The sequence below is a fragment of the Sutterella sp. AM11-39 genome, from assembly GCF_003472385.1.
Classification (GTDB): Bacteria; Pseudomonadota; Gammaproteobacteria; order Burkholderiales; family Burkholderiaceae_F; genus Duodenibacillus; species Duodenibacillus intestinigallinarum.
The window spans coordinates 189,586-212,978 of sequence record NZ_QRLV01000002.1 but is presented as its reverse complement, the minus strand read 5'-3'; the positions used below and the strand labels follow the sequence as shown (position 1 = coordinate 212,978).

General features: G+C 56.9%; 24 protein-coding genes and 2 tRNA genes. 8 read left to right on the top strand and 18 right to left on the bottom strand.

Translation table 11 applies throughout. The annotated features are described in order from the left end of the window. The first annotated feature begins 143 nt into the window (after positions 1–143). Together tatB and tatC are read left to right on the top strand one after the other, a co-directional pair. The gene (gene tatB, locus DW133_RS02850; protein WP_118275049.1) at positions 144–809 is read left to right on the top strand and encodes a Sec-independent protein translocase protein TatB; all 666 of its coding nucleotides are present in this window, start codon (positions 144–146) and stop codon (positions 807–809) included. Between the two features lie 16 nt (positions 810–825). Then, complete coding sequence (tatC, locus tag DW133_RS02845) at positions 826–1,623, top strand: twin-arginine translocase subunit TatC (protein WP_118275047.1); 798 nt, start codon at positions 826–828, stop codon at positions 1,621–1,623. An 86-nt stretch (positions 1,624–1,709) separates the two neighbouring features. Here tatC and DW133_RS02840 read toward each other — a convergent pair whose 3' ends face one another. The 4 genes from DW133_RS02840 to DW133_RS02825 all read right to left on the bottom strand — a co-directional run bounded on the left by DW133_RS02840 (position 1,710) and on the right by DW133_RS02825 (position 4,855). Beyond that, entirely contained in the window at positions 1,710–3,956 is a 2,247-nt protein-coding gene (locus tag DW133_RS02840; RefSeq protein WP_118275045.1) for an MMPL family transporter, read from the bottom strand. Positions 3,957–3,963: 7 nt separating this feature from the next. Next, positions 3,964–4,446, bottom strand: a complete 483-nt coding sequence (locus DW133_RS02835; RefSeq protein WP_147408847.1) for a hypothetical protein — start codon at positions 4,444–4,446, stop codon at positions 3,964–3,966. Between the two features lie 241 nt (positions 4,447–4,687). After that, positions 4,688–4,763, bottom strand: a tRNA-Lys gene (locus DW133_RS02830). Between the two features lie 16 nt (positions 4,764–4,779). Next, positions 4,780–4,855, bottom strand: a tRNA-Lys gene (locus tag DW133_RS02825). A 421-nt stretch (positions 4,856–5,276) separates the two neighbouring features. Between DW133_RS02825 and recA the strand changes: the two genes are divergently transcribed. The 6 genes from recA to DW133_RS02795 all read left to right on the top strand — a co-directional run bounded on the left by recA (position 5,277) and on the right by DW133_RS02795 (position 11,465). Then, positions 5,277–6,461 (top strand): recombinase RecA, encoded by a 1,185-nt coding sequence (gene recA / locus DW133_RS02820; RefSeq protein ID WP_118275041.1) that lies wholly within the window; start codon positions 5,277–5,279, stop codon positions 6,459–6,461. Positions 6,462–6,470: 9 nt separating this feature from the next. After that, entirely contained in the window at positions 6,471–6,974 is a 504-nt protein-coding gene (gene recX / locus DW133_RS02815) for a recombination regulator RecX (protein ID WP_118275039.1), read from the top strand. Positions 6,975–7,097: 123 nt separating this feature from the next. Beyond that, the gene (locus tag DW133_RS02810) at positions 7,098–8,441 is read left to right on the top strand and encodes a sodium-dependent transporter (RefSeq protein WP_118275037.1); all 1,344 of its coding nucleotides are present in this window, start codon (positions 7,098–7,100) and stop codon (positions 8,439–8,441) included. Between the two features lie 88 nt (positions 8,442–8,529). Continuing rightward, entirely contained in the window at positions 8,530–9,702 is a 1,173-nt protein-coding gene (gene sucC / locus DW133_RS02805) for an ADP-forming succinate--CoA ligase subunit beta (RefSeq protein ID WP_118275035.1), read from the top strand. Then, complete coding sequence (gene sucD / locus DW133_RS02800) at positions 9,699–10,577, top strand: succinate--CoA ligase subunit alpha (protein WP_118275033.1); 879 nt, start codon at positions 9,699–9,701, stop codon at positions 10,575–10,577. Before sucC ends, sucD begins: the two co-directional genes overlap by 4 nt. A gap of 147 nt (positions 10,578–10,724) precedes the next feature. Beyond that, the gene (locus DW133_RS02795) at positions 10,725–11,465 is read left to right on the top strand and encodes a YjbE family putative metal transport protein (protein WP_369907913.1); all 741 of its coding nucleotides are present in this window, start codon (positions 10,725–10,727) and stop codon (positions 11,463–11,465) included. Positions 11,466–11,547: 82 nt separating this feature from the next. Here the strand turns inward: DW133_RS02795 and gmhB are convergent, their stop codons facing one another. From gmhB to fabG, 14 genes are all read right to left on the bottom strand, one after another. Next, positions 11,548–12,096, bottom strand: a complete 549-nt coding sequence (gene gmhB, locus DW133_RS02790) for a D-glycero-beta-D-manno-heptose 1,7-bisphosphate 7-phosphatase (protein WP_118275029.1) — start codon at positions 12,094–12,096, stop codon at positions 11,548–11,550. Positions 12,097–12,098: 2 nt separating this feature from the next. Then, positions 12,099–13,094 (bottom strand): ADP-glyceromanno-heptose 6-epimerase, encoded by a 996-nt coding sequence (gene rfaD, locus DW133_RS02785; protein ID WP_118275027.1) that lies wholly within the window; start codon positions 13,092–13,094, stop codon positions 12,099–12,101. Further along, on the bottom strand, positions 13,094–14,026 hold the full coding sequence (gene rfaE1 / locus DW133_RS02780) for a D-glycero-beta-D-manno-heptose-7-phosphate kinase (RefSeq protein WP_118275025.1): 933 nt from the start codon (positions 14,024–14,026) through the stop codon (positions 13,094–13,096). The genes rfaD and rfaE1 overlap by 1 nt, the downstream gene beginning before the upstream one ends. 121 nt (positions 14,027–14,147) lie before the next feature. Next, positions 14,148–15,170: an acyltransferase gene (locus DW133_RS02775; protein ID WP_118275023.1), complete on the bottom strand. Its 1,023-nt coding sequence runs from the start codon at positions 15,168–15,170 to the stop codon at positions 14,148–14,150. 2 nt (positions 15,171–15,172) lie between these two features. Continuing rightward, on the bottom strand, positions 15,173–15,904 hold the full coding sequence (locus DW133_RS02770; protein WP_118275021.1) for a glycosyltransferase family 2 protein: 732 nt from the start codon (positions 15,902–15,904) through the stop codon (positions 15,173–15,175). Continuing rightward, entirely contained in the window at positions 15,901–17,634 is a 1,734-nt protein-coding gene (locus tag DW133_RS02765) for an AMP-binding protein (RefSeq protein ID WP_158571097.1), read from the bottom strand. The genes DW133_RS02770 and DW133_RS02765 overlap by 4 nt, the downstream gene beginning before the upstream one ends. Then, positions 17,631–18,185, bottom strand: coding sequence for a hypothetical protein (locus DW133_RS02760; protein WP_118275017.1), 555 nt, complete (start codon positions 18,183–18,185; stop codon positions 17,631–17,633). Before DW133_RS02760 ends, DW133_RS02765 begins: the two co-directional genes overlap by 4 nt. Positions 18,186–18,269: 84 nt before the next feature. Further along, on the bottom strand, positions 18,270–18,518 hold the full coding sequence (locus tag DW133_RS02755; RefSeq protein WP_118275199.1) for an acyl carrier protein: 249 nt from the start codon (positions 18,516–18,518) through the stop codon (positions 18,270–18,272). Between the two features lie 27 nt (positions 18,519–18,545). Then, positions 18,546–18,818, bottom strand: coding sequence for a phosphopantetheine-binding protein (locus tag DW133_RS02750; protein ID WP_118275015.1), 273 nt, complete (start codon positions 18,816–18,818; stop codon positions 18,546–18,548). A 21-nt stretch (positions 18,819–18,839) separates the two neighbouring features. Continuing rightward, positions 18,840–19,427, bottom strand: coding sequence for a 1-acyl-sn-glycerol-3-phosphate acyltransferase (locus tag DW133_RS02745; RefSeq protein WP_147408845.1), 588 nt, complete (start codon positions 19,425–19,427; stop codon positions 18,840–18,842). A 185-nt stretch (positions 19,428–19,612) separates the two neighbouring features. Further along, on the bottom strand, positions 19,613–20,335 hold the full coding sequence (locus DW133_RS02740) for a beta-ketoacyl synthase chain length factor (protein WP_118275011.1): 723 nt from the start codon (positions 20,333–20,335) through the stop codon (positions 19,613–19,615). Continuing rightward, positions 20,332–21,411 (bottom strand): methyltransferase, encoded by a 1,080-nt coding sequence (locus DW133_RS02735; RefSeq protein WP_118275010.1) that lies wholly within the window; start codon positions 21,409–21,411, stop codon positions 20,332–20,334. Before DW133_RS02735 ends, DW133_RS02740 begins: the two co-directional genes overlap by 4 nt. Positions 21,412–21,415: 4 nt before the next feature. After that, positions 21,416–22,657 carry a beta-ketoacyl-ACP synthase gene (locus tag DW133_RS02730; protein WP_118275008.1) on the bottom strand — a complete coding sequence of 414 codons (1,242 nt, stop codon included), beginning with the start codon at positions 22,655–22,657 and terminating at the stop codon, positions 21,416–21,418. Then, on the bottom strand, positions 22,654–23,391 hold the full coding sequence (gene fabG, locus DW133_RS02725; protein WP_118275006.1) for a 3-oxoacyl-ACP reductase FabG: 738 nt from the start codon (positions 23,389–23,391) through the stop codon (positions 22,654–22,656). Before fabG ends, DW133_RS02730 begins: the two co-directional genes overlap by 4 nt. Between the last annotated feature and the right edge of the window lie 2 nt (positions 23,392–23,393).

Genomic DNA, 23,393 nt, shown 5'->3' with positions numbered 1-23,393 from the left:
TGCGGGTCTTGAGCCCGCTCGATTCCTGGAATAGATCAGCGCCTGGAGCCGTATGCGTCGACTCCGGCGTTGTTGAGCTGTCTTTTTAGCCTGCGTTCGGCGTTGAGCAATGCGTCGGGCGGTTTCTTTTCGGAAACAACACAATGTTTGATTTCGGCTTTTCCGAGTTGATGGTCATCGGTGCGGTTGCGCTTGTGGTGCTGGGCCCCGAGCGTCTGCCGACGGTTGCCCGCACCGCCGGCGAATGGCTCGGCAAGGCGCAGCGCCTCGTGCAGCAGGTAAAGAGTGATATTGAACGCGAAGCCGAACTTTCCGAGCTGAAAAAGATTCAGCAGGAAGCCAAGAGCGTCGCCGACGATCTCAACAAGACCGTCAAAGGACAGGTCGATCAGATCAATTCCGAAATCAAGGATCTGGAAAGTTCGGTCAATAACGTTGGCGACGAGCTCTCGGCAAGTTTTGACAAGGCTGCCAAAGAGGGCTTCGGCGAAAAGCCTGCGCTTGACGCCGCCGACAGCGCAAGCGATATCGTAGGAGACACGGGTACGGTTGACACGACCTCCTCGGATGCCGCGAGTCCCGTCGACGACTTCTACGGTTGGTACGGCAATCAAAACAACTACGTTGACGAGGACGACAACAGCAAAGTCTTCGAAAAGCGCTATAAATCCGGTCCTTCCATTGACGATCTGGCCGAACAGATCGAACGCTTGAAAGCCGAGTTGGGTGACCGTTCGCCTCAGCTTGGCGGCAACAACAGACGCTATGCCATGCGAGCTCGCTCCAACCGCGTGCGCATTTACCGCTGACGGAAATTCATAAAAGATGGCTCAGGAACCTCAACGCCTCGAAGGGCCCGAAGACCCCGCCAACGAGCAGCCGTTGGTCTCGCACTTGATTGAGCTGCGCAACCGTACTGTGCGTGCGGCTCTGGCGGTGCTCATTATCTTCGCTTGCTTGTCGCCCTTCATGAAGCAGATTTTTGACTTCTTGTCGCAGCCGCTCATGGTGGCGCTGCCGCAAGGCGTCAAGCTTTTGGCCACCGGCGTGGTGGCACCCTTTATGGTGCCGCTGAAGGTCACGCTTTTTGTGGCGTTTGTGATCGCGCTTCCCTTCGTGCTCTATCAGATGTGGGCCTACATTGCGCCCGCGCTGTACCGCAATGAAAAGCGACTGGTGCTGCCCGTTATCGTTTCGGGCGTGACGATGTTTGCTGTGGGTATGGCCTATTGCTACTTCATCGTCTTCGGCATGGTTTTCAAGTTCATTGCAGGGTTCTCGCCCGAGTCTGTGAACTTTGCCCCCGACATCGACAGCTATTTCAGCTTCGTGCTGCGCATGTTCTTTGCCTTCGGCATCACGTTTGAGGTGCCGATTCTCGTGATAGTACTCAACCGTCTGGGGTTGGCTGACGTCAAAAAGCTCGTGCACGTGCGCCCCTATGTGATTGTCGGTGCCTTCGTGATTGCCGCTATCTTCACTCCGCCCGATGTGCTCTCGCAGCTTCTGTTGGCCGTGCCGCTTGTGGTGCTTTATGAAGCCGGCATCATCTGCGTGCGGATCTTCGGCAAGAAGATTGAGGACGAAGAGGAAAAAACGGAAGAGGAAAAGCAAAGCGCCTGATGCGCTGCTGATCTTTAGTAGTCGAAAGCCCGCGAAGAGTGATTTCCCGCGGGCTTTTTGTCTGCCGTTCTGCGTCGGCTCCGGCGCTAGTCCCGAGGACGCAGCACAACGGTGGTGACAAGCACTGAGGCCATGGCAAGAAGCAGCGTCAGACCGAAGATGTGTAGCGCCGGCGTTGAGGATAAGGCAAGAAGTCCAAAAGCCAACAACGTGCTTGAGGCGGCCAGGAAAACCGAATTGCGGGCGGCAACGGCGTTGTCCTCGCTGTAAAGCACGATGGCGTAATCAACGCCGAGCCCCACAACCAGCACCAGCGGCAGAACGGAAAAAAGCGAGAGGGGAATGCCGGCAAAGCCGCACAAACCAAACGTCAGCGCAATCGAGAGAGCCGTCGGTGCCCAGAAGTCAATGAATCTCCGCCGCATGCTGAACGCGAGAATTGCGCCGATGACGCCCAGAGCAATGAGCAGAGCGTATAAAACGCCGTTGCGATAGGTCGCAAGGCTGTCTGCCACTTCAGCCGTGGTGTTCACGAAGCGAACACCGTTGATTTCATCGGCAACCTTTTGCAGATGCGGCAACGACTCTGCCGTGACGCCGGAAAGAGGCACCAAAAGGCTTGTATCCGATAACCAGAAGTGCGTCAGAGATTGCGGCGCGATGGTTTTGAAGGCAGAAAGTGTCAAAAGCAAATCGTCTGCCGATGGAGCGGGAAAATCACTTTTAAGCGTTTCCTTAGTTAGTGTCAGAGCGCGGTGGGTTGCCGGTTTCGTCAGCGTGCGCGCCTGTTGCTGTGATTTTCGGGAAGGTAGCAAGGCAGTCGGGTTGGGGGCAGTGCCGATCACGCCGTTGGCAGCCAACTGCGCGAGATGTTTTTGCAGTAGCTCGTGGGCTTGCAGCACAGCTTCGGTGTCATTGCCCTGGATTACGAACAGCTGTCCGGGACTGACAGGCGACAGAGCTTTGCCGACAAATTGCATATCAGCCATCAGGTGTGCCGGGATTCGATTGAGGAGCGCGAGTTCGTTTTGTGTTTTGAGTTGCAGGGCACCGAACACCGAGACTATCAGCAAACAAACAACGAACGCCGCCTTTGCTATGCCCTTGGCTCGCGGCAGTTGCGCAAAGCCTCGAGAGAATGCGGCAGCGGCACGCGTGGGTATATCGGCGCGCAAAAAACTGCCTGCCACAAACAGCATGTTGCAGTAGGCGGCCATAAGGCCCGCGATGCAAAAGACGGCCATTTGACGCAAGCCCGGCATGGGAGAAAAGATCATCACGGCGTAGCCGATGCCGGTGGTGAGAAGCGAAAGTGACAGGGGCTTGAGAAGCTTTGCTCCGGCCTCGGGGCCGGACAGACCCGTAGCCGTTGCGCACAGCATATGAAAGACGTAGTCAACGCATATACCCAAAAGAGTGGCGCCGAACACCAACGTTAAGATGTGAACTTCGCCGAAAAGAACCACCACGCTTGAGGCGGCAAAAATAAGACTGGCGGCAAGGACAACCAGCGTGAGCAATAGCGGCGCCACGCGCGCAAAGAAGATGATCACCAGCAAAATGATTGCCGCAGCGGATATGGCGCCGATGAGTGTGGCTTCCGAAGAGGCGGTTGAAGCGGCTTCTTCGCTGATGAGGGTTACACCGGCGCTATGGATGCGCGCATCGGAATCAGCTGCAAGAACGGCTTGTCGGGCTGTGTCCAATGCCTTGGTGACCGGCATGTCGTCAACCGCTCCCATCGATTCACTGCTGCGAATGCTGAGTGCGCAGTAGTTCAGACCGTCTGGGGAAGTGCGAAGGCTGACGCAAGGACCCGAAAATTGAAAAGGCGACTGAGCGGCGCTTTTCAGAAGAGCATTTTCGAAGGTACCCAGGGGATCGTCCTGAAACGGCGCAAAAGAAGCTGCAAAGGGACGGTAGAGAAGCGCAAGGCTGCGCCTCAGGAGATCCTCGTCCTTGGCTGCGGCTAGAAACGCCTGATCATCTGGTGAAAGGAACCCACCGCGGTACGGCAACAACGCTTTGGCAAAGGCCTTAACGTCAAAAGCTTCTGAAGGCTGAGAGGCTTGCAGTCCCTCTTGAGCTAGCGTCTGCGTGATTATGTTTGCGGCGATGGCGGCCCTTTCTATTGTTTTGGAGCCGACCAAGACCCAGATGTCGCGGGAGGCTTGCGTGCTGTGCGCGAGAATTTTGTCGGCCGATGCCGAATCGGTTGACGTCGGAAGCAGGGCTCGAATGTCGGTGTGGATGTTCGAGGGCGAAAACTGCACCACGCCCATAAGCACCACGGCTACAAAGAACAGGAGCCACAGCTTGCCGATGAGCTTCATGGTGCGGTTACCTCACGCGGGCAAAAAAAGCGTCGTCCCGTGCCGCAGCTTCGGCCGGAAGCTTCACGTTGTCAAACTGAAGACGCGTGATCGTGCCGTCGGTTTGAGTGATGGTAGCGTGCGTGACCTTGCCGTCCTGAGCGGCAAGTGCAAATTCCGTCAGATAGTTGGCAAGCGTTCCGTTTTTGGGCGACAGGATGAGCGAATACGCGTTGTCTTTTTTCGAACAGGAAACGAAAAAAGAGCGGTTCAGGAGCATGATGAGTTCTTCGGATGACCGAGAAGTCAGATCACTCATGAAATCGGCGGCTTGATGCTCATGCACTCTCAGCTCGCCCTTTTCGTCGGTTACGGCATAGTATTTTTTGCCGAATACGCGGACATGCTGCAACGGAAAGGTGGTTTCCCAGATCAGACCGTCAACGGGGTCGGACACCACGCGTCCTTTGCCCGGTAATGGGCGGGTAACGCCCGGCACGAACTTCTGCATCCGGAAGTCGGCCGTCAACCGAGCCTGTGGTTGCAAAACTTCCGCGATGTTGCGCAAGCAGGCTTCGGATTCAGAGGAGGACTGACCGAACGCTGGGATGCTTGCAATCAGGAGACAGGGCAGGACGAAACGAAGACGCATGGAACTGGATAAAGAGAGTAGCCTCGACGAAAGTCGGGCACATTGTAGCCTGCCGGAAACAAATAACCCGCAGCATCTTTCGATGCTACGGGTTGGAATATGGTGGGAGCGCAGAGACTCGAACTCTGGACCGACGGATTAAGAGTCCGCTGCTCTACCAACTGAGCTACGCTCCCAGGCGATTAATCGAAGTGGTGGGTCGTGCGAGATTCGAACTCACGACCAACGGATTAAAAGTCCGCTGCTCTACCGACTGAGCTAACGACCCCCGTATCAGGCGGTCTGCCTTAGTTCTGAGAGGAACGACGATCAACCGAGAACCGCATTATGAAGAACCCAAAAATGCTTGTCAAGGGGCAGAAGCAAAATTTTTTTCTGACTTGAGTGGATCATAGATATTTTTATTTTTCAAAACTTTGAGCCTGTCTCATTAGTCTGGGTAAACCCTAACAAAATTGACCTAAAATTGTCTCGCATTTCTGAAAAATTTCGTGCATTATGCGCAGTAACGATGCGAAATGTTTTTTGATGTTATCGGCTTCGTTATTGGGTTTGTGGATCTTTGTCGATCTGAAATGATCAAATGTTGATCCTCAGAACAAAGGGAATAGAGTGCAGGGAATTGGTGATAGAAAATATCTATCGATATTTTTTGAAAAACCAATTCCTAAACAAAAGGAAATAGAGAGATGGCTGAGAAGAAAAAGAATACGAGCGCGGAAACGCGAGTTGAGCGCGTCAATGATGCGGATGAACGCAAAAAGGCGCTGGCCGCGGCCTTGTCCTACATTGAAAAGGAATTTGGTAAGGGCTCGATCATGCGTATGGGCGAGGGTACCCAGACCGAGGATGTTGAGGTGGTGAGCACCGGTTCTCTGGGCCTTGACCTGGCTTTGGGCGTGGGCGGTTTGCCGCGCGGACGTATCGTCGAGATCTACGGTCCGGAAAGTTCCGGTAAGACGACGCTTACGCTGCACATCATTGCCGAAATGCAGAAAATTGGTGGCACGTGCGCCTTCATTGACGCCGAACATGCTTTGGACGTTTCGTATGCTCAGCACTTAGGTGTCAAGCTTGACGATCTGCTGCTGTCGCAGCCCGACACCGGCGAACAGGCTTTGGAAATCACGGACGCGCTGGTGCGTTCCGGTTCGGTTGATCTGGTGGTGATCGACTCGGTGGCTGCACTCACGCCGCGCAGTGAAATCGAAGGCGATATGGGTGAGGCGCTTCCCGGCCTTCAGGCCCGTCTGATGAGCCAGGCTCTTCGTAAGCTCACGGGTTCCATCAAGAAGACCAAGACGCTGGTGATCTTCATTAACCAGATCCGTATGAAGATCGGCGTTTCCTACGGCAACCCCGAAACGACGACAGGCGGTAACGCACTCAAGTTCTACAGTACCGTTCGTGTGGATATTCGCCGCAAGACCAACCTTAAGAAGGGAGAAGAAATCTACGGTGCCGAAACGGTCGTCAAGGTCGTCAAGAATAAGGTGGCACCTCCTTTCAAGAAGGCAAGCTTCGATATTCTCTACGGTGAAGGTATCTCGCGTGAAGGCGAACTTCTCGATTTGGGTGTGGAACTTGAAGTAGTCGGCAAATCGGGTGCTTGGTACAGCTACGAAGGAACGCGCATCGGCCAGGGCAAGGACAAGGCCCGCGAATGGCTGATAGCTAATCCGGAAAAAGCGCTTGAAATCGAAAACAAAATTCGTGAACTGCGCGGCATGAAGGGGCGTCCGACGTCGCTTACTCCTGGAGAACCGGCTCCCAAGCCCGAAGCTCCGAAGGCAGCCAAGAGCAGCAAGGCAACGCCCGTGCGTGAACCCTCTCCGGATGAGGATTTGCTCGAACCCGAAGACTTCTACGAATAACCCAAACACATGACAACGGACACGAAACGTCCGGCCAACGAGAATCAGCCCCGCAGCCTTATGGCGCGGGGCATTGACGCTTTATCGCGCCGGGAATATTCGCGCAAGGAACTGCGGGAAAAGCTGGTTCATGCTCTGGAAGAAGGACAATCAGCTGCTGAAGTAGATGATGTGCTCGATGCGCTCGAAAGTAAGAACTACCTGAGCGACGAGCGATATGCCAGAAGCCGCGTGCGGATGCGAAGCGCCCGCTATGGGAACAGACGCCTGGCTTACGAATTGTCCATGCAGGGAATTGGAGCCGAGGAGGTCCAAGAGGCCTTACAGGAAGCAGGCGACGAGTTTGAACGGGCCTGGGTCGTTTGGAGTCGACGTTACGGGAATCCTCCCGAAGACTACAAAGAGAAGACAAGACAGGCGAGATTTTTAGCCGCCCGTGGGTTTGGCTTTGATATGATTGAACGAGTCTTTGATAAAGCTCGCGAAGAAGCTTGCAAAGACGAGGATGACTAATGCGCCATCAAATCAAAGGAACCTGCGGTCGAAATCCTGTTGGGCAGTAAGTGCCTCCCGAAACTTAGACCGTAGTGTTTCATCCTCGAAACCACAATCACAATAAAAAACGGTCAGTTTCATATGTCAGGTAGCACCAAACAGACAAATTTCGGATCACGCCTGGGATTTATTTTGGCTTCGGCGGGTTCGGCCGTCGGGCTTGGGGCCATTTGGAAGTTCCCCTACATGGCCGGCACCAACGGCGGCGCCGTGTTCATGCTTCCTTATATCTTCTTTACCGTCACGGTCGGCATGGCGCTCTTGCTTGCTGAATTCGCGATGGGGCGCGCCGGTCGCAGCGGCCCGGTGGGTAGCCTTAACAACGTTTGCGGCAAGCCCTGGGGCATTTTCGGCGGCATCGGCGTTTTTACTGTCTTCTTGATTCTTTCTTTCTATTCGATCGTAGGCGGCTGGTGTCTGAAGTACACCGCCGATGCGGCAACCGGCGCCGGTCTCAAGATCGCGCCCGAGCAGCTGGGGGCTTATTTCGGGGCTTTCGTCTCCGATGGCGTGAGCTCCTATCTGATGCTGCTGCTTTTCCTGTTCATCACGGCCATTGTCGTGTTGCGCGGCATCGACAAGGGGGTGGAGCGCTTTGCCAAGGTGCTGATGCCGGCGCTTTTCGTTTTGATGATCGTGCTCATTATTCGCGGCGTCACGTTGCCCGGCGGTTGGGAAGGCGTGAAATTTCTCTTTATGCCCCGCTGGGAAGACTTCAGCGGTTCGGCGCTCTTTAACGCCATGGGCTTTTGCTTTTTCTCGCTGTCGCTTGGCGCCGGTACCATGATCACCTACGGTACGTATCTGTCCGACAAGGCCAATCTTCCCGGCAGTGTCGGTTGGGTGGCGGTGCTTGCCATCCTCTCCTCTCTGCTGGGAGGCCTGATGGTGATGCCCGCCGTGTTTGCCTTCGGGCTCGATCCGGCCGCTGGTCCCGGGCTCACGTTCGTGACGATGCCCGCCATCTTCAGCAAGATGCCGATGGGGCAGCTTTTTGCAGTGTTCTTCTATGTGTGCCTTGTCGTGGCGGCCCTGACGAGCTCGGTGTCGATGCTTGAAGCCTGCACCGCTTTACTCAGTAAGGAATTCAATCTGCCGCGCCGCACCGCTATCTTCACGACTGTTGCCGGAGCCGCCGTTGTCGGCTTGATTGCCAACCTTTCCTTCGGTGCGTGGTCTGACGTGAAGTTCTTCGGCAAGAACATTTTCGATCTGCTTGACTTCGTCACGAGTAACGTCGGCATGCCTTTGTCGACCTTCGGCATCGCAATTGCTGCAGCTTGGGTGGCTTGGCCCGTGATGCGCAATCAGCTCAATTACGAAGGAGGCGTTTCGGACTCGTGGCTTAAGGCCGCACGCATTCTGATTGGCGTTATTTCGCCCTTGTTCGTGCTGATCGTCGCCCTCGGCGGCCTGTTCGGCTAAGCAATAGATTTTTTGACAGGGAGTGGAACCGGCAGAGTGGGAGCTCGATGCGTTGTAAAACGGATCATGTGCCGGTTCCTGAATAAAAATGAAAATTCATGAGTATCAAGCCAAGGCGCTTTTTGCGGCGGCAGGGATTCCTGTCGCCGCCGGGCGTCCGGCGTTTTCCGTCGAAGAGGCGGTGGAGGCGGCCGAGCAAATCGGCGGCAGCTGTTGGGCAGTCAAGGCTCAGATTCACGCGGGCGGCCGCGGCAAGGCGGGCGGCGTCAAAATTGCCCGTTCCTTGGAAGAAGTTAGAGCGGCAGCTTCCGACATTCTGGGAAAGGTGTTGGTTACGCCGCAGACCGGACCGCAGGGTAAGCGTGTCGAGCGTCTGTATATCGAAGCGGCGGCCGACATCGCAGCTGAGTTCTATGCCGCTGTGCTCGTTGATCGCGTCACGCAGACGATTTGCCTGATGGCAAGCTGCAGTGGCGGGATGGACATCGAAGAGGTCGCCAAGACCAAGCCCGAAACTCTTTTGAAGCTTGCCGTTGATCCTGGCATCGGCCTGACCGACGAAGCCTCGCTGGCACTTGCTAAGGTGTTGGGCTTTGCCGGCGAGACTGTGGAGAAGGCTGCCGATTTCTTCCGACGGCTCTATCGCGTGTTTGTTGACAACGATGCCTCTCTCGTTGAGGTCAATCCTTTTGCGCTGCTTGCTGACGGCTCGCTTCAGGCGCTCGACGCCAAGATGACGTTCGACGACAATGCTCTGTGGCGCCATCCGGAGTTTGAGGCTTTGCGTGATCCGAGTGAAGAGGATCCGCTGGAGATGCGAGCTAAGGCAAGTCAGCTGAGCTATATCGCACTCGACGGCAACATTGCCTGCATGGTCAACGGCGCAGGTCTTGCTATGGCCACAATGGATGCCATCAAGCTTTACGGAGGCGAACCTGCCAACTTCCTTGACGTCGGCGGCAGCGCAACGGTCGAGAAGGTGACGTCGGCTTTCGAAATCATGCTGTCCAATCCGAAGGTGAGCACGGTGCTCGTTAATATTTTCGGCGGCATCATGCGCTGCGACACGATTGCCGAGGGCATCGTGGAGGCGTGCCGCCGCGCCAAGCTCTCCGTTCCGATGGTGATCCGCATGAACGGAACCAACGAGGAGATCGGCCGCAAGATTCTTGCCGAAAGCGGCCTGTCGATCATCATGGCCGACAACATGGCGCAGGCGGCGCATAAAGCCGTGGAAGCCGCGCAAGGAGGTGCGAAATGAGCATTCTTGTCAACAGCTCCACGCGCGTGATCACGCAGGGCATGACCGGCAAGACGGGGGCATTTCACACTCGAGCCTGTCGCGCCTACGCCAACCCCGACAACTTTGTGGCCGGCGTCAATCCCCGCAAGGCGGGCACCGATATGGACGGCATTCCGATCTACGGCACGGTTGCCGAGGCTAAAGCCGCCACCGGCGCCAATGCGTCCGTGATTTACGTGCCGCCGGCGGGCGCAGCTGCAGCGATTCTTGAAGCTGTGGAAGCTGAGCTTGATCTGGTCGTTTGCATCACGGAAGGCATTCCGGTGCTTGATATGCTTCGCGTGAAAAGCCGTATGCGCGAACTCGGCAGTAAGACGCTTCTGCTGGGGCCGAACTGCCCGGGTCTGATCACGCCCGAAGAAATGAAGATCGGCATCATGCCAGGGCATATTTGCCGCAAGGGCCGCATTGGTGTGGTAAGCCGCTCCGGCACGCTTACGTACGAAGCAGTGGCGCAGCTTACCGACCTTGGACTGGGCCAGTCGACGGCCGTGGGTATCGGAGGTGATCCGGTCAACGGTTTAAAGCACGTCGATGTGCTCAAACTCTTTAATGAGGATCCGGAAACAGACGCAGTGGTCATGATCGGTGAGATCGGTGGTAGCGACGAGGAAATTGCGGCGCAGTGGGCACGCGACAACATGACCAAGCCCGTTGTTGGCTTCATTGCCGGTGTGACGGCCCCGGTCGGTAAGCGCATGGGGCATGCAGGTGCCATCATTGACGCGGGCCGAGGAACGGCCGAAGAAAAGATCCGAGTCCTCAACGATTGCGGTATCCGTACAACGAGAGATCCGTCGGAAATTGGCAAACTGCTTGCCTCCGTCCTCTGAAAAACCCGCAAAAGCCCGCACAAACAAAGACAAGGCTAATTTTGTTGAGATAGGATAAGCAAACTTGGCGCGCCGATCCGATGTGAGCCGGTCTGCGCACAACATCCGTAAATCAAAAAATCAGGAGCAATTTCCACCATGGAATGGCTGTGGGATCTATTGGTTAATCTTCATTGGGGTGCCGTCGGTCAGATCATCATGATCGACATTCTCCTCGGCGGCGACAATGCGGTCGTTATTGCGCTCGCTTGCCGCAATCTGCCGCACGAACAGCGCCTGAAGGGCGTGTTTTGGGGTACGTTCGGCGCGATTGCGCTGCGCGTGATCCTCATCACGTTTGCCGTCATGCTGCTCGATCTGCCCTTCCTAAAGATGGTGGGTGCGGCGCTTCTCGTGTGGATCGGTGTCAAGCTTTTGGTGCCTGAAGACGAACACGAAAGCGAAAAGATTGAGGGCTCGGCCAAGCTCTTGGGGGCTATTAAGACGATTATTGTGGCCGACTTCGTGATGAGTCTCGACAACGTGATTGCCATTGCGGGCGCCGCTCAGCAGGCTCACGATGACCATCAGACGATGTTGGTGATCTTCGGTCTTCTGGTTTCCGTGCCCTTTATTGTGTTCGGCAGCCAGATCGTTCTTCGACTGCTTGATCGCTTCCCCGTGATCGTGTGGATCGGCGGCGGTCTGTTGGGCTGGATCGGCGGCGGTCTGGTGACTTCCGACGGCTTTGTTGTCAAGCACTTCCCGGATGCGGCGGCCTATCACTATCCTGCCGCGGTGGTCGGTGCCATTCTGGTGGTGCTGTTGGGCTGGATCTTTGCCCGACGCGCCAAGGAAAGAGCCAAGGGACGTCCGGCGCATCAGGTGGGCGGTGGTACGACGTCCTAAGAGGCAATAAGCACTCTAAGCAAAACGGCAGAGCAGCTTTTCGGGCGGCTCTGCCGTTTGTTCAAGCGGACTGCGGAAAGACTCAGAGGCCGAGTTCGGCCACCGCCGTGGCAAGCGAACGGGAGACGCCGGTGCCGGCATCGGTTGTTTGCGGTGCTTCAAGACCGTCCTTGCCGAGCAGAATGCGGCGGGGAATGCCTGCGGCCTGCGCGGCCTTCATGTCGCTTTCCTTGTCGCCGAATAGAATGCTTTGCGACAGATCGATGGCCATCTCTTCGGCGGCTCGCAGAATCATGCCGGGCTGAGGCTTGCGGCAGGTACAAGCGACCTTGTATTGGCCGAGCGCTTTTTCCGGATGGTGCGGGCAGAAGTAGATGCCGGCCAAAGGGGCTCCTGCTTCCTCAAACATCCGACACATGTAGACGTTGAGCGCCTCGAAATCGGTCTCCGTGTAGTAGCCGCGGCCGATGCCCGACTGGTTGGTCACGACCACGAGCGCGTAGCCCGCTTCGTAAAGCTTGCGAGCGGCGTCCAAAACACCTTCAACCCACTCGAAATCCTCGCGACGGCACACGTAGGCGTGATCGATGTTGATCACGCCGTCGCGATCGAGAAAAGCGGCTTTGCGCATCGTCAGGCACGCTCTCCCGTGGGATAGGTTTCGCTCAGATACTGCATGTACTTGGCCGTACCCTGCTGCACGGTGTGCAGTTCGCCTTCATAACCCGCTGCGCGCAGGTTGGTGAGATCCGCTTGGGTGTAAGCCTGATACTTGCCCTTAAGAGCTTCGGGGAAGGGAATATATTCGATCAGTCCCTTGGAAACGGCTTCCTCAAGCGTATAGTCAGTGCCCGAAAGCGAATTGACCACCGTAAGGGCCACGTCGTTGAAGGGCTGAGCGCGGCCTGAGCCGCAGTTGAAGATGCCCGATTTGCCCGCCGTCATGAAGTACATGGCGATGTCGATGACGTCTTCGACAAAGACGAAGTCGCGCATCTGGCAGCCGTTGCCGTAGCCGAGGCAGCCTTCAAAGAGCTTGACGCGCCCTTCTTTCTTGAACTGGAAATACTGGTGAAAGGCAACGGAGGCCATGCGGCCCTTGTGCTGTTCGTGCGGACCGTAGACATTGAAATAACGCATGCCGGCGACGGGAGCCGTAAGCGACTTCATGTTGGCGCGCAGCACCTGATCGAACAAGTACTTCGAGTAGCCGTAGACGTTAAGCGGACCTTCGTAGGCGACGTCCTCGACGAAAACCTGCGAGGCGCCGTACGTGGCCGCGGAACTCGCGTAGATGAAAGGAACGCGGTGCTTCTGAGCCCAGTTAAAGAGGTCGAGCGTGTAGCGGTAGTTGTTCTCCATCATGTAGCGGCCGTCGGTTTCCATCGTGTCCGAGCAGGCACCCTGATGAAAGATCACTTCGGGAACGGGCAGCTCATCGCGGCGAACGCGTTCGATGAAGTCGTTCTTGTCGAAATAGTCGCTGATCGAGCATTTGGCCAGATTCAGAAACTTTTCGCTCTTGGTGAGATTGTCTACGGCAATGACGTCCTTATAGCCGCGGCGGTTGAGTTCGAGCACGTTGTTGCAGCCGATGAAGCCGGCCGCGCCGGTAACCAGAATGGACATTAGTGTTCCCCTTCGAAAAGTTCTTTGTAGCTCACGGAAGCGGTGCCGAGCTTGCCCACGACAATGCCGCCGGCGCGGTTGGCGATGCGAACGGCTTCCTGTAGGTCGGCACCTGCGGCAAGCATGGCGGCCGTGACGGCAATCACGGTGTCGCCGGCGCCCGAGACGTCGAACACTTCGCGCGCCTGGGCGGGAACGGTGAGTTCACCGTCGGCCGAGTAAAGCGTCATGCCTTCTTCGCTGCGGGTCAGAAGCAGAGCCTTTAGGTCGAGCTCTTCGCGCAGGCGCTGTGCCTTGTTGCGCAATTCTTCTTCAGACGACCAACTGCCGGTGACCATAGCGAGTTCCGCTCGGTTGGGCGTGATGAGCGTGGCGCCCTTGTAGCGGCTATAGTCGCTTCCCTTGGGATCAATCAAAACGGGGACGCCGACTTGACGGGCGTGTTCGATCATCTGGCGAATGTGATTGAGGCCGCCCTTGCCGTAGTCGGAGAGAACCACGGCATCGGCGCGTTCGACCTGCTCGTTGAACGAACCGAGAATGGCTGCCAGAACTTCTCGCGTTGGCGCGTCTTCAAAGTCGGCGCGCAACATCTGTTGCTGGCGCGCAATGATGCGCAGCTTGACGGTCGTTTTGATCGAAGGATCGGTCTGAAGCAGCGATTCAATGCCGGAAGCTTCCAGAAGCGAACGTAGCGTGTGGCCGGCTTCATCCTCTCCGGCAACGCTCATAAGAGAAGCTTTGGCGCCGAGTGTGGTGATGTTGAGCGCGACATTGGCGGCGCCGCCCAAACGGGCGTCGGTGCGCAGTACTCGCACAACGGGAACCGGCGCTTCGGGAGAAATGCGCTCGGCGTCGCCAAACCAATACTGATCGAGCATGCAGTCGCCGACCACGAGAACGCGTTTGTCGGCAAGAACGGATGAATCCATGAATTTCCTTTCAAATATCAAAAGCGCGACGGCTTGGAGCCGGTGAAAATTCGCGCTTTAAGCTCGCCGCCCATTTTAACGAAAGGCCGCGGAATTCCGCATGTGTCAGTGAGAGGTGAATTTACTCGGAAAGGTCGGCGTTGTTTGCAGTTGATTGGTTTTGCTGTGCCTGAGGACGTCGACTTTTCTGCGCCAGTCGACTTTGCGCAGGATGCCAGAAGTCAAAGAAGTTGAACCAGTCGTAGGGACTTTTTAAAAGTCGGGATTCCAGCGTCCGTACCCAGGCATTGGCCATGGCCGAAAGCGTTTGCGAGCGTTTGGCACGAGCAACAGGGACGCCGTCGTAGATGCGCGTAAACGAGACGCGGTAGCGCGCCGCGCTTTGAGGTTCCGTTTCCCGTGTGCAGATCATGCTCCAGGCCGAACATTTCAGAAGTGTGGCGAGCAGAAACGGGCCGAGCGCCAAGGGGGCTTCTTCTCCCAAAAAGGGAACGCGTACGCAGGCTGAAGAACCGATCGGAGTGCGGTCAGCGACGATCACGATCCAATGACCGGCTTCGATGATTTCAGACATTTGTACGGCCGTCTGAGGGCCCACATCGGTCACCTGAAGATGACGTACGGCAAATTTAGGATTGAGTTTGGAGACAACTTCGGTAAAACGCGCAGCGTGTGCTGTATGCGTGAGCACGTAGACTAAACGATTTTTGGTGGCTTCGCTTTTTTCCAGTTCAGTTTCGCCGATGAATTGACAGAGCTCCTGACAGCCAGTGTGTGCTGTGATGATGATTGCTCCTCTGGGGTCGGCGAGGAGTTCGGGGACGCCTTCAACAGCTAGGTCTTTTGCAGTAAAAAAGCCCGAGACAGCCAGCAGTTTGTCGAGAATCGTGTCGGCAAAGCGCCAGATGTGCTTGAGTGTCGCCAAACAGCTCGGACGCGGTTCTTTTTTTGTGCGCGCGACGTGATCAAGATAGAGTCGGCTTGCGCGTCGCGCCGTGGGACTCACGAGCCAGTAAAAAACGATGACGGGCCACAGACTGAGGTGAAAAAGCGTGCGTCCGCCGAGGCGAAAAACGGTAAGAAGCAGCGAAATGCCTGCCGTGTTCGTCTTTTCCTGTGTTTCGGACCAATGCTTGGCAGCCATGGTTACTTTGCCAGTCCCATGCGGCGCAACAGCATGGTGCAGAAGTGCCCAGCGTGCAAGCGACTGATGCGCATGTTGTCCGAGAAGCCTCGGAAGTGAGAAATGCCGTCCTTGGGATAGGTGACGCGCACCGGTCGGTTGATGACCGGGACACCGGCCCAAAGCAGGCGAACGGCGATGTCGGGATCAAAATCCATGCGCCGAGTCCTAACGGAAGGCAAAACGGGTAGCGTTTGCGCAATCGGATAGACGCGAAAACCGCACATGGCATCTTTGAGCGCCTTCGAGCGCGTGTTGACATGCACCCAAAAGTTGGTGAGTTCTCGACCCCAAAGACGAGCTAAGGGGACCGTCTGATCGTAAACGGGATAGCCGCAGACAAGTGCCTGCGGGTTGTGGCGAGCTTGATCCAAAAAGTCGGTGACGGCAGCGAGATCGTGCTGCCCGTCGGCGTCAATTTGGATCGCGTGCGTGAAGTTCATGTTGTCGGCAACGTATAGTCCGGCAATCACCGCCGCTCCCTTGCCGCCGTTTTTCGCAAGGCGCACGAGACTTGCCTTCCGATGCGATGCAGCAGAAACGTCCAGCGAGCGGGCGCATAGATCGTTGCTGCCGTCATCGACGAGAATAACGGGTAAGTCGAGAGCCTCCAGCGCATCGAGCAGTTCGTCAATGACTTGATAATGGTTGTAGGCCGGAATCAGGGCTACGGGGCGAAATGTGTTCAGGCTCATTTCTCCGTCTCCATCACGAGCGTACCGCGCGAAAGCGTACTGCCGTCGGGCTTTTGGTAGACGAAGGCGACGCCGGCAGCGCTGCGGGAGAGCTTGAGTATGACGGTGTCGTCGGGACGAATCGGAGACATGAATTTGAGCGCCTTCACGCCGAGAAGGTTGGCTTCAAGATTCCAATACCGGCACGCAATGTCTTTAGCCCACTGTACCTGCACTACACCGGGGAGCAGAGCAAATTCCGGGAAGTGACCTTCAAAGTAAGGAGAATCGGCGGGTACCGAAAGCACCATGTCGGCGGCATCGGCATTGGACGCTACCAGCAGAACAGCCTGCGGTGCCTGATGCGAAAAGAGCATATCGGCGGCCTGCGTTGTTGCCTTTCCGAGTGCGTTTTGCGGCAGTGCCCAGGTAAAACGCCACTGGCGCGGCAGACAAACGCGTTCGATGTGCTTGAGAAGTTCCGCACGCAGCGTGTCGACCAAGGCGCGCTTTCCTGCGCGCAGAATCAGGCGACTTGCTTCGGGAGTTGTGACGGCGGCAACAGCGATGCGCTCGACCGTGCTCTGAGCGTTGGTTTTGCGGCTGAACGCCTTGACTTCGGAAACGAGCCCGGTGGCTAGAAGTGCGTTTTCTACCGTTTTGAGCGACACGCGCTTACCCTCGATCTTGACGATGCGATCGGCGCGGCCTAGCAGCGTGAACGTTTCGCCGTCGGCGTTGAGCGAGACCATGTCGGCCGTGGTCTCCCAGTCGTTCGTTGAGAGCTGCGGACTTTTAATAACCAAAAGCGAGTTTTCAATCCGAATTTGCGTGGCGGGAAGCGGACGATATCCGGTGCCGATGATGCGGCCGTCGGCTTCAACGGATCGCTTACGCCAGGCGATACCGCCGGATTCGGAACTGCCGAGAAGTTCGACGGGAGCGATGCCGGTGCGAAGAAGCGTCGTTTTAAGCCCTTCGTCGCTTAAGGGGCCGCCGCTTGAGTAGATGGCGCGCAAAAGCGGGCGCACTTTTGCCCAGAGCGGATGCTCGGGCAGGCGGTTTAAATGCGCGGGACTGGCAATCCAAGCGGCTTCGTTGACCTTGCAGATGTGTCCGAGCAGTTCTTCGGGATAGAGAATGCGGGTGTGCCAGACGGCTCGGCCCGAACGCAGCGGCCACAGCAATGCAAAGAGCAGTCCGTAGATGTGCTGCTGCGACACGGTAGAGAAGACCACCGTGTTTTCGGTGAGTTCTTTTTCCTGGCCGTGACCGCGCGCATTGATGCTCTCGATTTCACAGAAAAGCTGGCTTAAGCGTTTGACCACCATGGTGGGCGTGCCCGTCGAGCCGGACGTGAAAAGAGCCACGAGCGGCTTGGATGCATCGATGACGTCGCGGCACGGTTCGCTTGCTTGCTGACAGGTGAGCGAAGCAATGGGGCAGCCGACTGGAAATTCGCCTGCCACAGCCTGCACTTCGGCCTTCAATCGTTCAACAAGCGCTTCGGACGTATCTGCGGGCAGCACGGCTCGAACACCTGCCGCCCAGCAGCCGAAAAGCGCAGCGGCGGAGTCGAAGATGTCGGAAAAATAGAGAGCCACGGCTTTGGCGCCGCTGGCTTGCACGGCAGCCTTCCAGCCGGCGGCCGCTAACGCAAAGTCGCGGCGCGTGCGTACGCCGGCGTCTGAAACGGTAAAGGCACGATTGTCGTCGGCTGCCTCTGGCAGCACGCGGGAGCAGTCAGTCAAGGCGTTTCTCCGGAAGCTTCGTGTTTTCGCTGTACGTACATTCGCACGGCGAATTCTGCGGCAAAAAGCATTGCGATCAGCACGTAGCTGACAGCGCCATTGTATAAGGCCCACCAGGCGTCGCTGCGAAAGATCGCCGAATCGAGTGCGACAAGTCCGTTGACAATGAAAAAGACGCACCACACGACGGTGACGCGGCGACAGTAGACAACGGCGTGAGCGGGCAGATTTTTATGCCGAAGTCGCGCAAAGGTTTCCACCATGGGAGTGCCTCTGAGAGAAGCGGCAAAGACAGTAAACAGTGCGGCGTTGACGAAAACGGGATAGAGCTTGAGCGCGTTTTGCATGTCGAGCACGCCCGCGCAAAACGCAAGAACCAGAGCGCAGGCCACGCATATAAAGCCGATGGGGGAACGTTTGATACAGGCGCTCAAGAGGGCGGCGACGGCCAGAAAAAGCGCCGCGCTCGCAATCATGCCGCGCTCAAGGAGCTGCCAGACGGCAAAGGGATAAATCAGAAGAACGAGGACGGCAAAGATTCGGACAATCATGAGTCGCTAAAAGTCGGCCGCCCTCCGGGAAAGTGTTGTCGGCGGGAAGCGTCGCGCTTTCCTTCCGGTCGCCGGATAGTGGCGTTAGTCGTTGAGGATCTGATCCAGGACTTTGACGAGGTCTCCCACAGTACGCACCTGTTTGAAGTCGTTGGGGGAGATGTTTCGGTCGCCGACGAAGGGGCGCAACTTTACGAGAAGATCCACTGCGTCGATCGAGTCGAGATCCAAATCGTCGTAGAGTTTGGCTTCGGGCACAACGTCTTCGGGATTGATTTCAAAGGTTTCTACAAGCACACGCTTGAGTTCGTCGAAAATTTGTTGTTCGGTCACCATGGCAGTTGTCAAGGATCAAAAAGGTTAGGAGGCGTCGGCTTTGTGGGCGGCGATGAAGTCGGCAAGAGCGGCAACGCTGGCAAAGTGCTTCTTGTTTTCTTCATTTTCGGCAGACATGGTGATGCCGTATTTCTTTTTGATGGCCAGACCGAGTTCGAGCGCATCAATCGAGTCCAGACCGAGACCGTCGACAAACAAGGGGGCGTCGGTTTCGATGTCTTCGGGCTTGATGTCTTCAAGGCCAAGCGCGGAGACGATCAAGGCCTTGAGTTCGATCTGCAGTTCTTCTTTCGTCATTTGTATTGGGGGCGAGTCGTTTTATCGGGCCTGTGCAAAGAGTCGGTTTTTGAGTTCTTGCGTCAGACGGCGCACCGCAATCGGTCGGCCGAGATCTTTTTCAGCTTCCAAGAAAGGCTCGATCCCGATGTCGGGGGCTGCGCGCACAGAAATGCACATTTTACGCTCAGGAACCTGATACCACGAAATTCCCTTCATGAGGGCCGGGGGCGTGCAGGTGATGCACACGGGCGTGATGTTGTGATGGGAAGCTAAGGCAATGGCCGCCGCGCCGTGATGTAGCTTGGGTTCTTTTCCCGGCACCGAACGGGTGCCCTCAGGAAAAACGACGAGCGTGTCGCCGCGCGCAAGGCTTGCTGCACAGGCTTCGATCAGTTCGGGGCCCGAGTCGTTGGCAATGTAGCTGGCTGCCCTGACGGGAGAACTCAGGGCAAACGATTCGCGCAATGCTGCCTTGACGATGCAATTGGCGTTTTCAATGAGGCTGTGCAGGATGACGACGTCGATGAGCGTCGGGTGGGAGGCACAGATAAAAAGGCTCTCCGTGGCAAGCCTCTTTTTGAGTTGCGGGTCGACTTCAAGCTTGAGAACCTGCAAAAAGCGCATCATGCGAACGAAACCTGAGAAACTGGCTTGCACGACTTTTCGCGCGCGCAATTCTCGTCGGCGTTGATCCGAAATGAAAGTGTTCAGGGACGGGAAGACTAATAACCGAAAGAGAATGCCGCCCGTAAAAAAGGCCAGAAAGCAAAAGCCGGTTGCGGGTATTCGCCACAGTTTGCTCAAAAATGCGGTCACAGGCGCCCCCAGTGCCAGGCTCTTACCCCGTCAGACTCGGCGTAAGCATCCGTGCCGTTTATGAGAAAGCGGATTTCGTCGAGGATATGGCAGGCGCTTTTTTCCACGTTTGCCGCATCAACGGTTTTCAGCTTGATCGTTTGAGCGTTCGGTGCCGAAGTCAGGCGAAGCGCCCAGGCGCAGGGCAGCGGAGCGCTGTCGCTGTCGTTATTACGCCAGAGTTCGGGCATCGATTCTTCATAACGCACGACGAGAACAGAAGGGCTTGATTGCAGTTTCAAAAATGCTTCGAGCAGTGCACACGAGGCCGTGACAGGACCGGCGGCCACAGCCGAAGTCGAGGCGTGATTTTTGAGCCAAATCGCCGCTTGGGCGCCCACGGCGTTGTGTACGCTCAGGGCAAAGTCGGCCGGACTCATGTCTTCGTGCTGCGAAAGCGTTTGTGTGAGCTTGAATGTGCGGGAAATGTCTCCCCAGCTTGAGGCCCAGACGGTCGGTTCGTCGGCTTGGGGCTTCAAAGAAGCCAGAGCCGAGAGCGCGCAGCGGCCTAGAGGCGACAGACGACGGCGCACGCCGGCGGGAATCGCGGCGTAGCTCGTCGTCGTTTCGGCAAGGGGAGCCGGTGCGGAAGTTTGCGCCCAGGCCCGCCAAAGTGCCGGATTGTCGCACCGGGAGCTTACGACGGAGACGTCGGACACATGGAGTCGAATCGCAGTCATTTAGCGGCCGTCGGTTTGAGAATGTAGAGCGTGTGGCTGACGCCCACGTTATCGCGACAATATTCGACATCAAGTCCCGCGTTCTTGAATACCGAGAGCAAGTCATTGCGGCGGTAGAAGCGCGAGTTGCCGTTGGCCATCGTCGTAAAGTAAAGCGACACGGCAGCAAGCGAAAAACCGGCTGCCGGGAACTTCTGACCGTCAACTAGACATTCAAGAACGGCAAAGCGACCGCGTTCAGACAAAAGGGGCTTGCACCGTTGCAGGATGCTAACGGCTTCTTCGGGCGAGAAGCAGTCGAGGAATTGGCTCATCCAGATCACGTCGGCCTTGTGCCCAACGGAGGGAAAGCAATCGGGCTTGAGCCAGTCGACTTCAGCCGCGGAGAATCGGTCGGCAAAGGGAGCCAGAATCGAATTGGAGCACGCCGTGGCGCACTGCTGCGGCAGATCAATCAGCGTGACTCGAGTCTGCGGCATGGCTTTGAGGCAGGCGGCCGCAAACTTGCCGGTGTTGCCGCCTACGTCGAAAAGTGTCTGCGGGTTGAGTCGATCTCTCAACTCCTCGGCGAGCATCACAAAGTAACGGTCTGAATAGTAGTGGTCAAACGCAAACCAGCTTTCGCGCGCCGGGTGCGGCAACTGAGAAATTGCCGGATAGATCGTTTCCCAGTCGCCAAGTTCCTTGAGCCCGGCGGGTTTACCCTCGGTGAGCGCTTCGGTGAGGTGATCCATGCCGCGGTAGCAGACGTCGGCCGTGAAATTGAAGTTCACGCGGGTCATTTCGTCAAGAAGCAGGCACTGACCGGTCTTGGTGAGCGCCAGTTTGCCGTCGGCGGCTTTGGTGAGAACATCGCCTGCGATCAGTACGTCAACGAGTACGCCGACGGCGTATGCCGTCAGTCCACAGGCACGGGCGGCTTCGTCTTCGGTGTCTTGCGCTTCTGAAATATGTGATAGAAGCCCAGTGGCAAGCGCCGAACGAACGGCCTGAAAGAGCACCGGCCCAAATGCGATGCGCTGCGCCTTGTTAAGCGCTTCGATGATGGATTGATCCGGTTTGCGTTTGACAGGCATCGGACTACTCCTTGTATCGGCCGAAGATGAGCGACGTGTTGATGCCGCCGAAGGCAAAATTGTTGCTCATGATGTAGTTGGTGTTCAATTCCAGCGGTTGATTACGGATATAAGCGAGATCACTGCAGTCTTCAGCCACATCTTCCAGATTGATGGTCGGCGCGAACCATCCCTCATTCATCATCATGATCGACATCCAGGCTTCAAGTGACCCGCAGGCGCCGAGCGTGTGTCCCATGTAGCTCTTGAGGGTTGATACGGGGGTTTTATTGCCGAAAACGGCGGCCATGGCTTGTGATTCGGCACTGTCACCGCGATCGGTGGCCGTGCCGTGAGCATTGATGTAGCCGATGTCTTCGGCGCTGAGCTCCGCATCAGCAAGCGCCAGACGCATCGCCTGCGCCATTTGGTCGGATTGGGGACTGGTAATGTGCGTGCCGTCGGAGTTGGTGCCGAAACCCAGAACTTCGGCATAAATCTTGGCGCCGCGCGCTTTGGCGAATTCAAGTTCTTCGAGAATCAAGGTGCAGCCACCCTCGCCGATCACCAAACCGTCGCGCTTGGCATCGAAGGGACGCGGAGACAGCTCCGGATGGTCGTTGTAGTTAGTGCTTGTAGCAAAAAGCGTATCGAAAATGGCGGCGTCGGAAGCGTCAAGCTCTTCGCTGCCGCCTGCGATCATGGCTTTGGCGCGGCCTGCGAGAATCGATTCGTAGGCGTATCCGATGGCCTGCGAGGACGAGGTGCAGGCCGAACTCGTCGTGATGATGCGGCCCTTGATCTTGAAGAACACGCCGATGTTGACCGCCGCCGTGTGCGACATCATGCGCACGTAAGTGTTGGCGTTCATGTCGGACGTGGAGCGCTTCAAAATGAGGCTTGCGATGTCGGCGACGGCCGAGGGCGTACCCGCACTCGAACCGTAGGCGATGCCGAGATCTCCCGAACTCAGAAACGCCTGATTGTCCAGAAGTCCCGCATCTGCCAGTGCTACTTCCGTGGCGCGAACGCCCAAAAGTCCTACGCGGCCCATGCTGCGGGTGCTTTTGCGGTTGTACTTGCCAGGATCGAGTTCAAAGGGGGCGGCGGGGCACCCCAAGCGCGTATGTAACCCTTTGATGTCGGACCATTCCTGCATCACCTGCACGGCGTTGGTGCAGCTTTTGAGTTTTGCAGAAACAGACTCCCAATCGTTGCCAAGCGGGCTGATGGCGCCGAAACCGGTGACGACAACGCGTTTTCTCATGCCAGACCTCCGTTAACACCGATGACCTGACGGGTCACATAAGATGCCGCTTCGCTCATCAGGAAAGAGACGACGCCTGCGACTTCCTCGGGTTTGCCTATGCGACGCATCGGGATGAGTTGCATGGCGTGTTCGAGCACTTCTTCGGTAACCATTTCGGTTTCGATCAGCCCCGGTGCTACAGCGTTAACGGTAATCGAACGGCTCGCGAGTTCCGTGGCAAGCGCCTTGGCCGCGCCGATAAGGCCGGCTTTGGCGGCTGAGTAGTTCACTTGGCCTCGGTTTCCCACCACGCCCGAAACGGAGCTGATGACGACGATGCGCCCCGGTTTGCGGCGGCGCACCATAGGCATCACCATCGGCTGCACGACGTTGTAGAAGCCTGTGAGGTCAGTATGAATCACGCTGTCCCAGTCCTCGGAGGGCATGGCCGCGAACGTGCCGTCGCGGGCGATGCCGGCGTTGGCGACAATGCCGTAGTAGGCGCCGTTTGCTTCCACATCGGCCAGCAGCGCCTGTTGAGCGGCCTCTCGGTCGCGGACGTCGAAGGTAAGCGAGCGTGCTTTGCCGCCGGCTTGAGTGATCAGCCCGAGCGTTTCGTCAAGTGCGGCCGACGGTTTGGACCCGTGCACGACAACACAAAAACCGTCGCGGGCCAATTGCAGAGCAATGGCGCGGCCGATGCCGCGGGAGGCGCCGGTAACAAGAACGGTAAGGTTGGTTGAAGAAGTCATTG

What these genes read in the sequence shown, in the direction of transcription:
- DW133_RS02840 (WP_118275045.1), bottom strand. Translation starts at nt 3,956, where the DNA reads ATGAAGCTCATCGGCAAGCTGTGGCTCCTGTTCTTTGTAGCCGTGGTG.
- DW133_RS02760 (WP_118275017.1), bottom strand. Translation starts at nt 18,185, where the DNA reads ATGATTGTCCGAATCTTTGCCGTCCTCGTTCTTCTGATTTATCCCTTT.
- DW133_RS02730 (WP_118275008.1), bottom strand. Translation starts at nt 22,657, where the DNA reads ATGAGAAAACGCGTTGTCGTCACCGGTTTCGGCGCCATCAGCCCGCTT.
- DW133_RS02810 (WP_118275037.1), top strand. Translation starts at nt 7,098, where the DNA reads ATGTCAGGTAGCACCAAACAGACAAATTTCGGATCACGCCTGGGATTT.
- sucD (WP_118275033.1), top strand. Translation starts at nt 9,699, where the DNA reads ATGAGCATTCTTGTCAACAGCTCCACGCGCGTGATCACGCAGGGCATG.
- tatC (WP_118275047.1), top strand. Translation starts at nt 826, where the DNA reads ATGGCTCAGGAACCTCAACGCCTCGAAGGGCCCGAAGACCCCGCCAAC.
- tatB (WP_118275049.1), top strand. Translation starts at nt 144, where the DNA reads ATGTTTGATTTCGGCTTTTCCGAGTTGATGGTCATCGGTGCGGTTGCG.
- DW133_RS02775 (WP_118275023.1), bottom strand. Translation starts at nt 15,170, where the DNA reads ATGGCTGCCAAGCATTGGTCCGAAACACAGGAAAAGACGAACACGGCA.
- DW133_RS02750 (WP_118275015.1), bottom strand. Translation starts at nt 18,818, where the DNA reads ATGACGAAAGAAGAACTGCAGATCGAACTCAAGGCCTTGATCGTCTCC.
- recX (WP_118275039.1), top strand. Translation starts at nt 6,471, where the DNA reads ATGACAACGGACACGAAACGTCCGGCCAACGAGAATCAGCCCCGCAGC.
- DW133_RS02835 (WP_147408847.1), bottom strand. Translation starts at nt 4,446, where the DNA reads ATGCAGAAGTTCGTGCCGGGCGTTACCCGCCCATTACCGGGCAAAGGA.
- recA (WP_118275041.1), top strand. Translation starts at nt 5,277, where the DNA reads ATGGCTGAGAAGAAAAAGAATACGAGCGCGGAAACGCGAGTTGAGCGC.
- DW133_RS02745 (WP_147408845.1), bottom strand. Translation starts at nt 19,427, where the DNA reads ATGATGCGCTTTTTGCAGGTTCTCAAGCTTGAAGTCGACCCGCAACTC.
- fabG (WP_118275006.1), bottom strand. Translation starts at nt 23,391, where the DNA reads ATGACTTCTTCAACCAACCTTACCGTTCTTGTTACCGGCGCCTCCCGC.
- sucC (WP_118275035.1), top strand. Translation starts at nt 8,530, where the DNA reads ATGAAAATTCATGAGTATCAAGCCAAGGCGCTTTTTGCGGCGGCAGGG.
- rfaE1 (WP_118275025.1), bottom strand. Translation starts at nt 14,026, where the DNA reads ATGGATTCATCCGTTCTTGCCGACAAACGCGTTCTCGTGGTCGGCGAC.
- DW133_RS02740 (WP_118275011.1), bottom strand. Translation starts at nt 20,335, where the DNA reads ATGACTGCGATTCGACTCCATGTGTCCGACGTCTCCGTCGTAAGCTCC.
- DW133_RS02735 (WP_118275010.1), bottom strand. Translation starts at nt 21,411, where the DNA reads ATGCCTGTCAAACGCAAACCGGATCAATCCATCATCGAAGCGCTTAAC.
- gmhB (WP_118275029.1), bottom strand. Translation starts at nt 12,096, where the DNA reads ATGCGCAAAGCCGCTTTTCTCGATCGCGACGGCGTGATCAACATCGAT.
- rfaD (WP_118275027.1), bottom strand. Translation starts at nt 13,094, where the DNA reads ATGTCCATTCTGGTTACCGGCGCGGCCGGCTTCATCGGCTGCAACAAC.
- DW133_RS02770 (WP_118275021.1), bottom strand. Translation starts at nt 15,904, where the DNA reads ATGAGCCTGAACACATTTCGCCCCGTAGCCCTGATTCCGGCCTACAAC.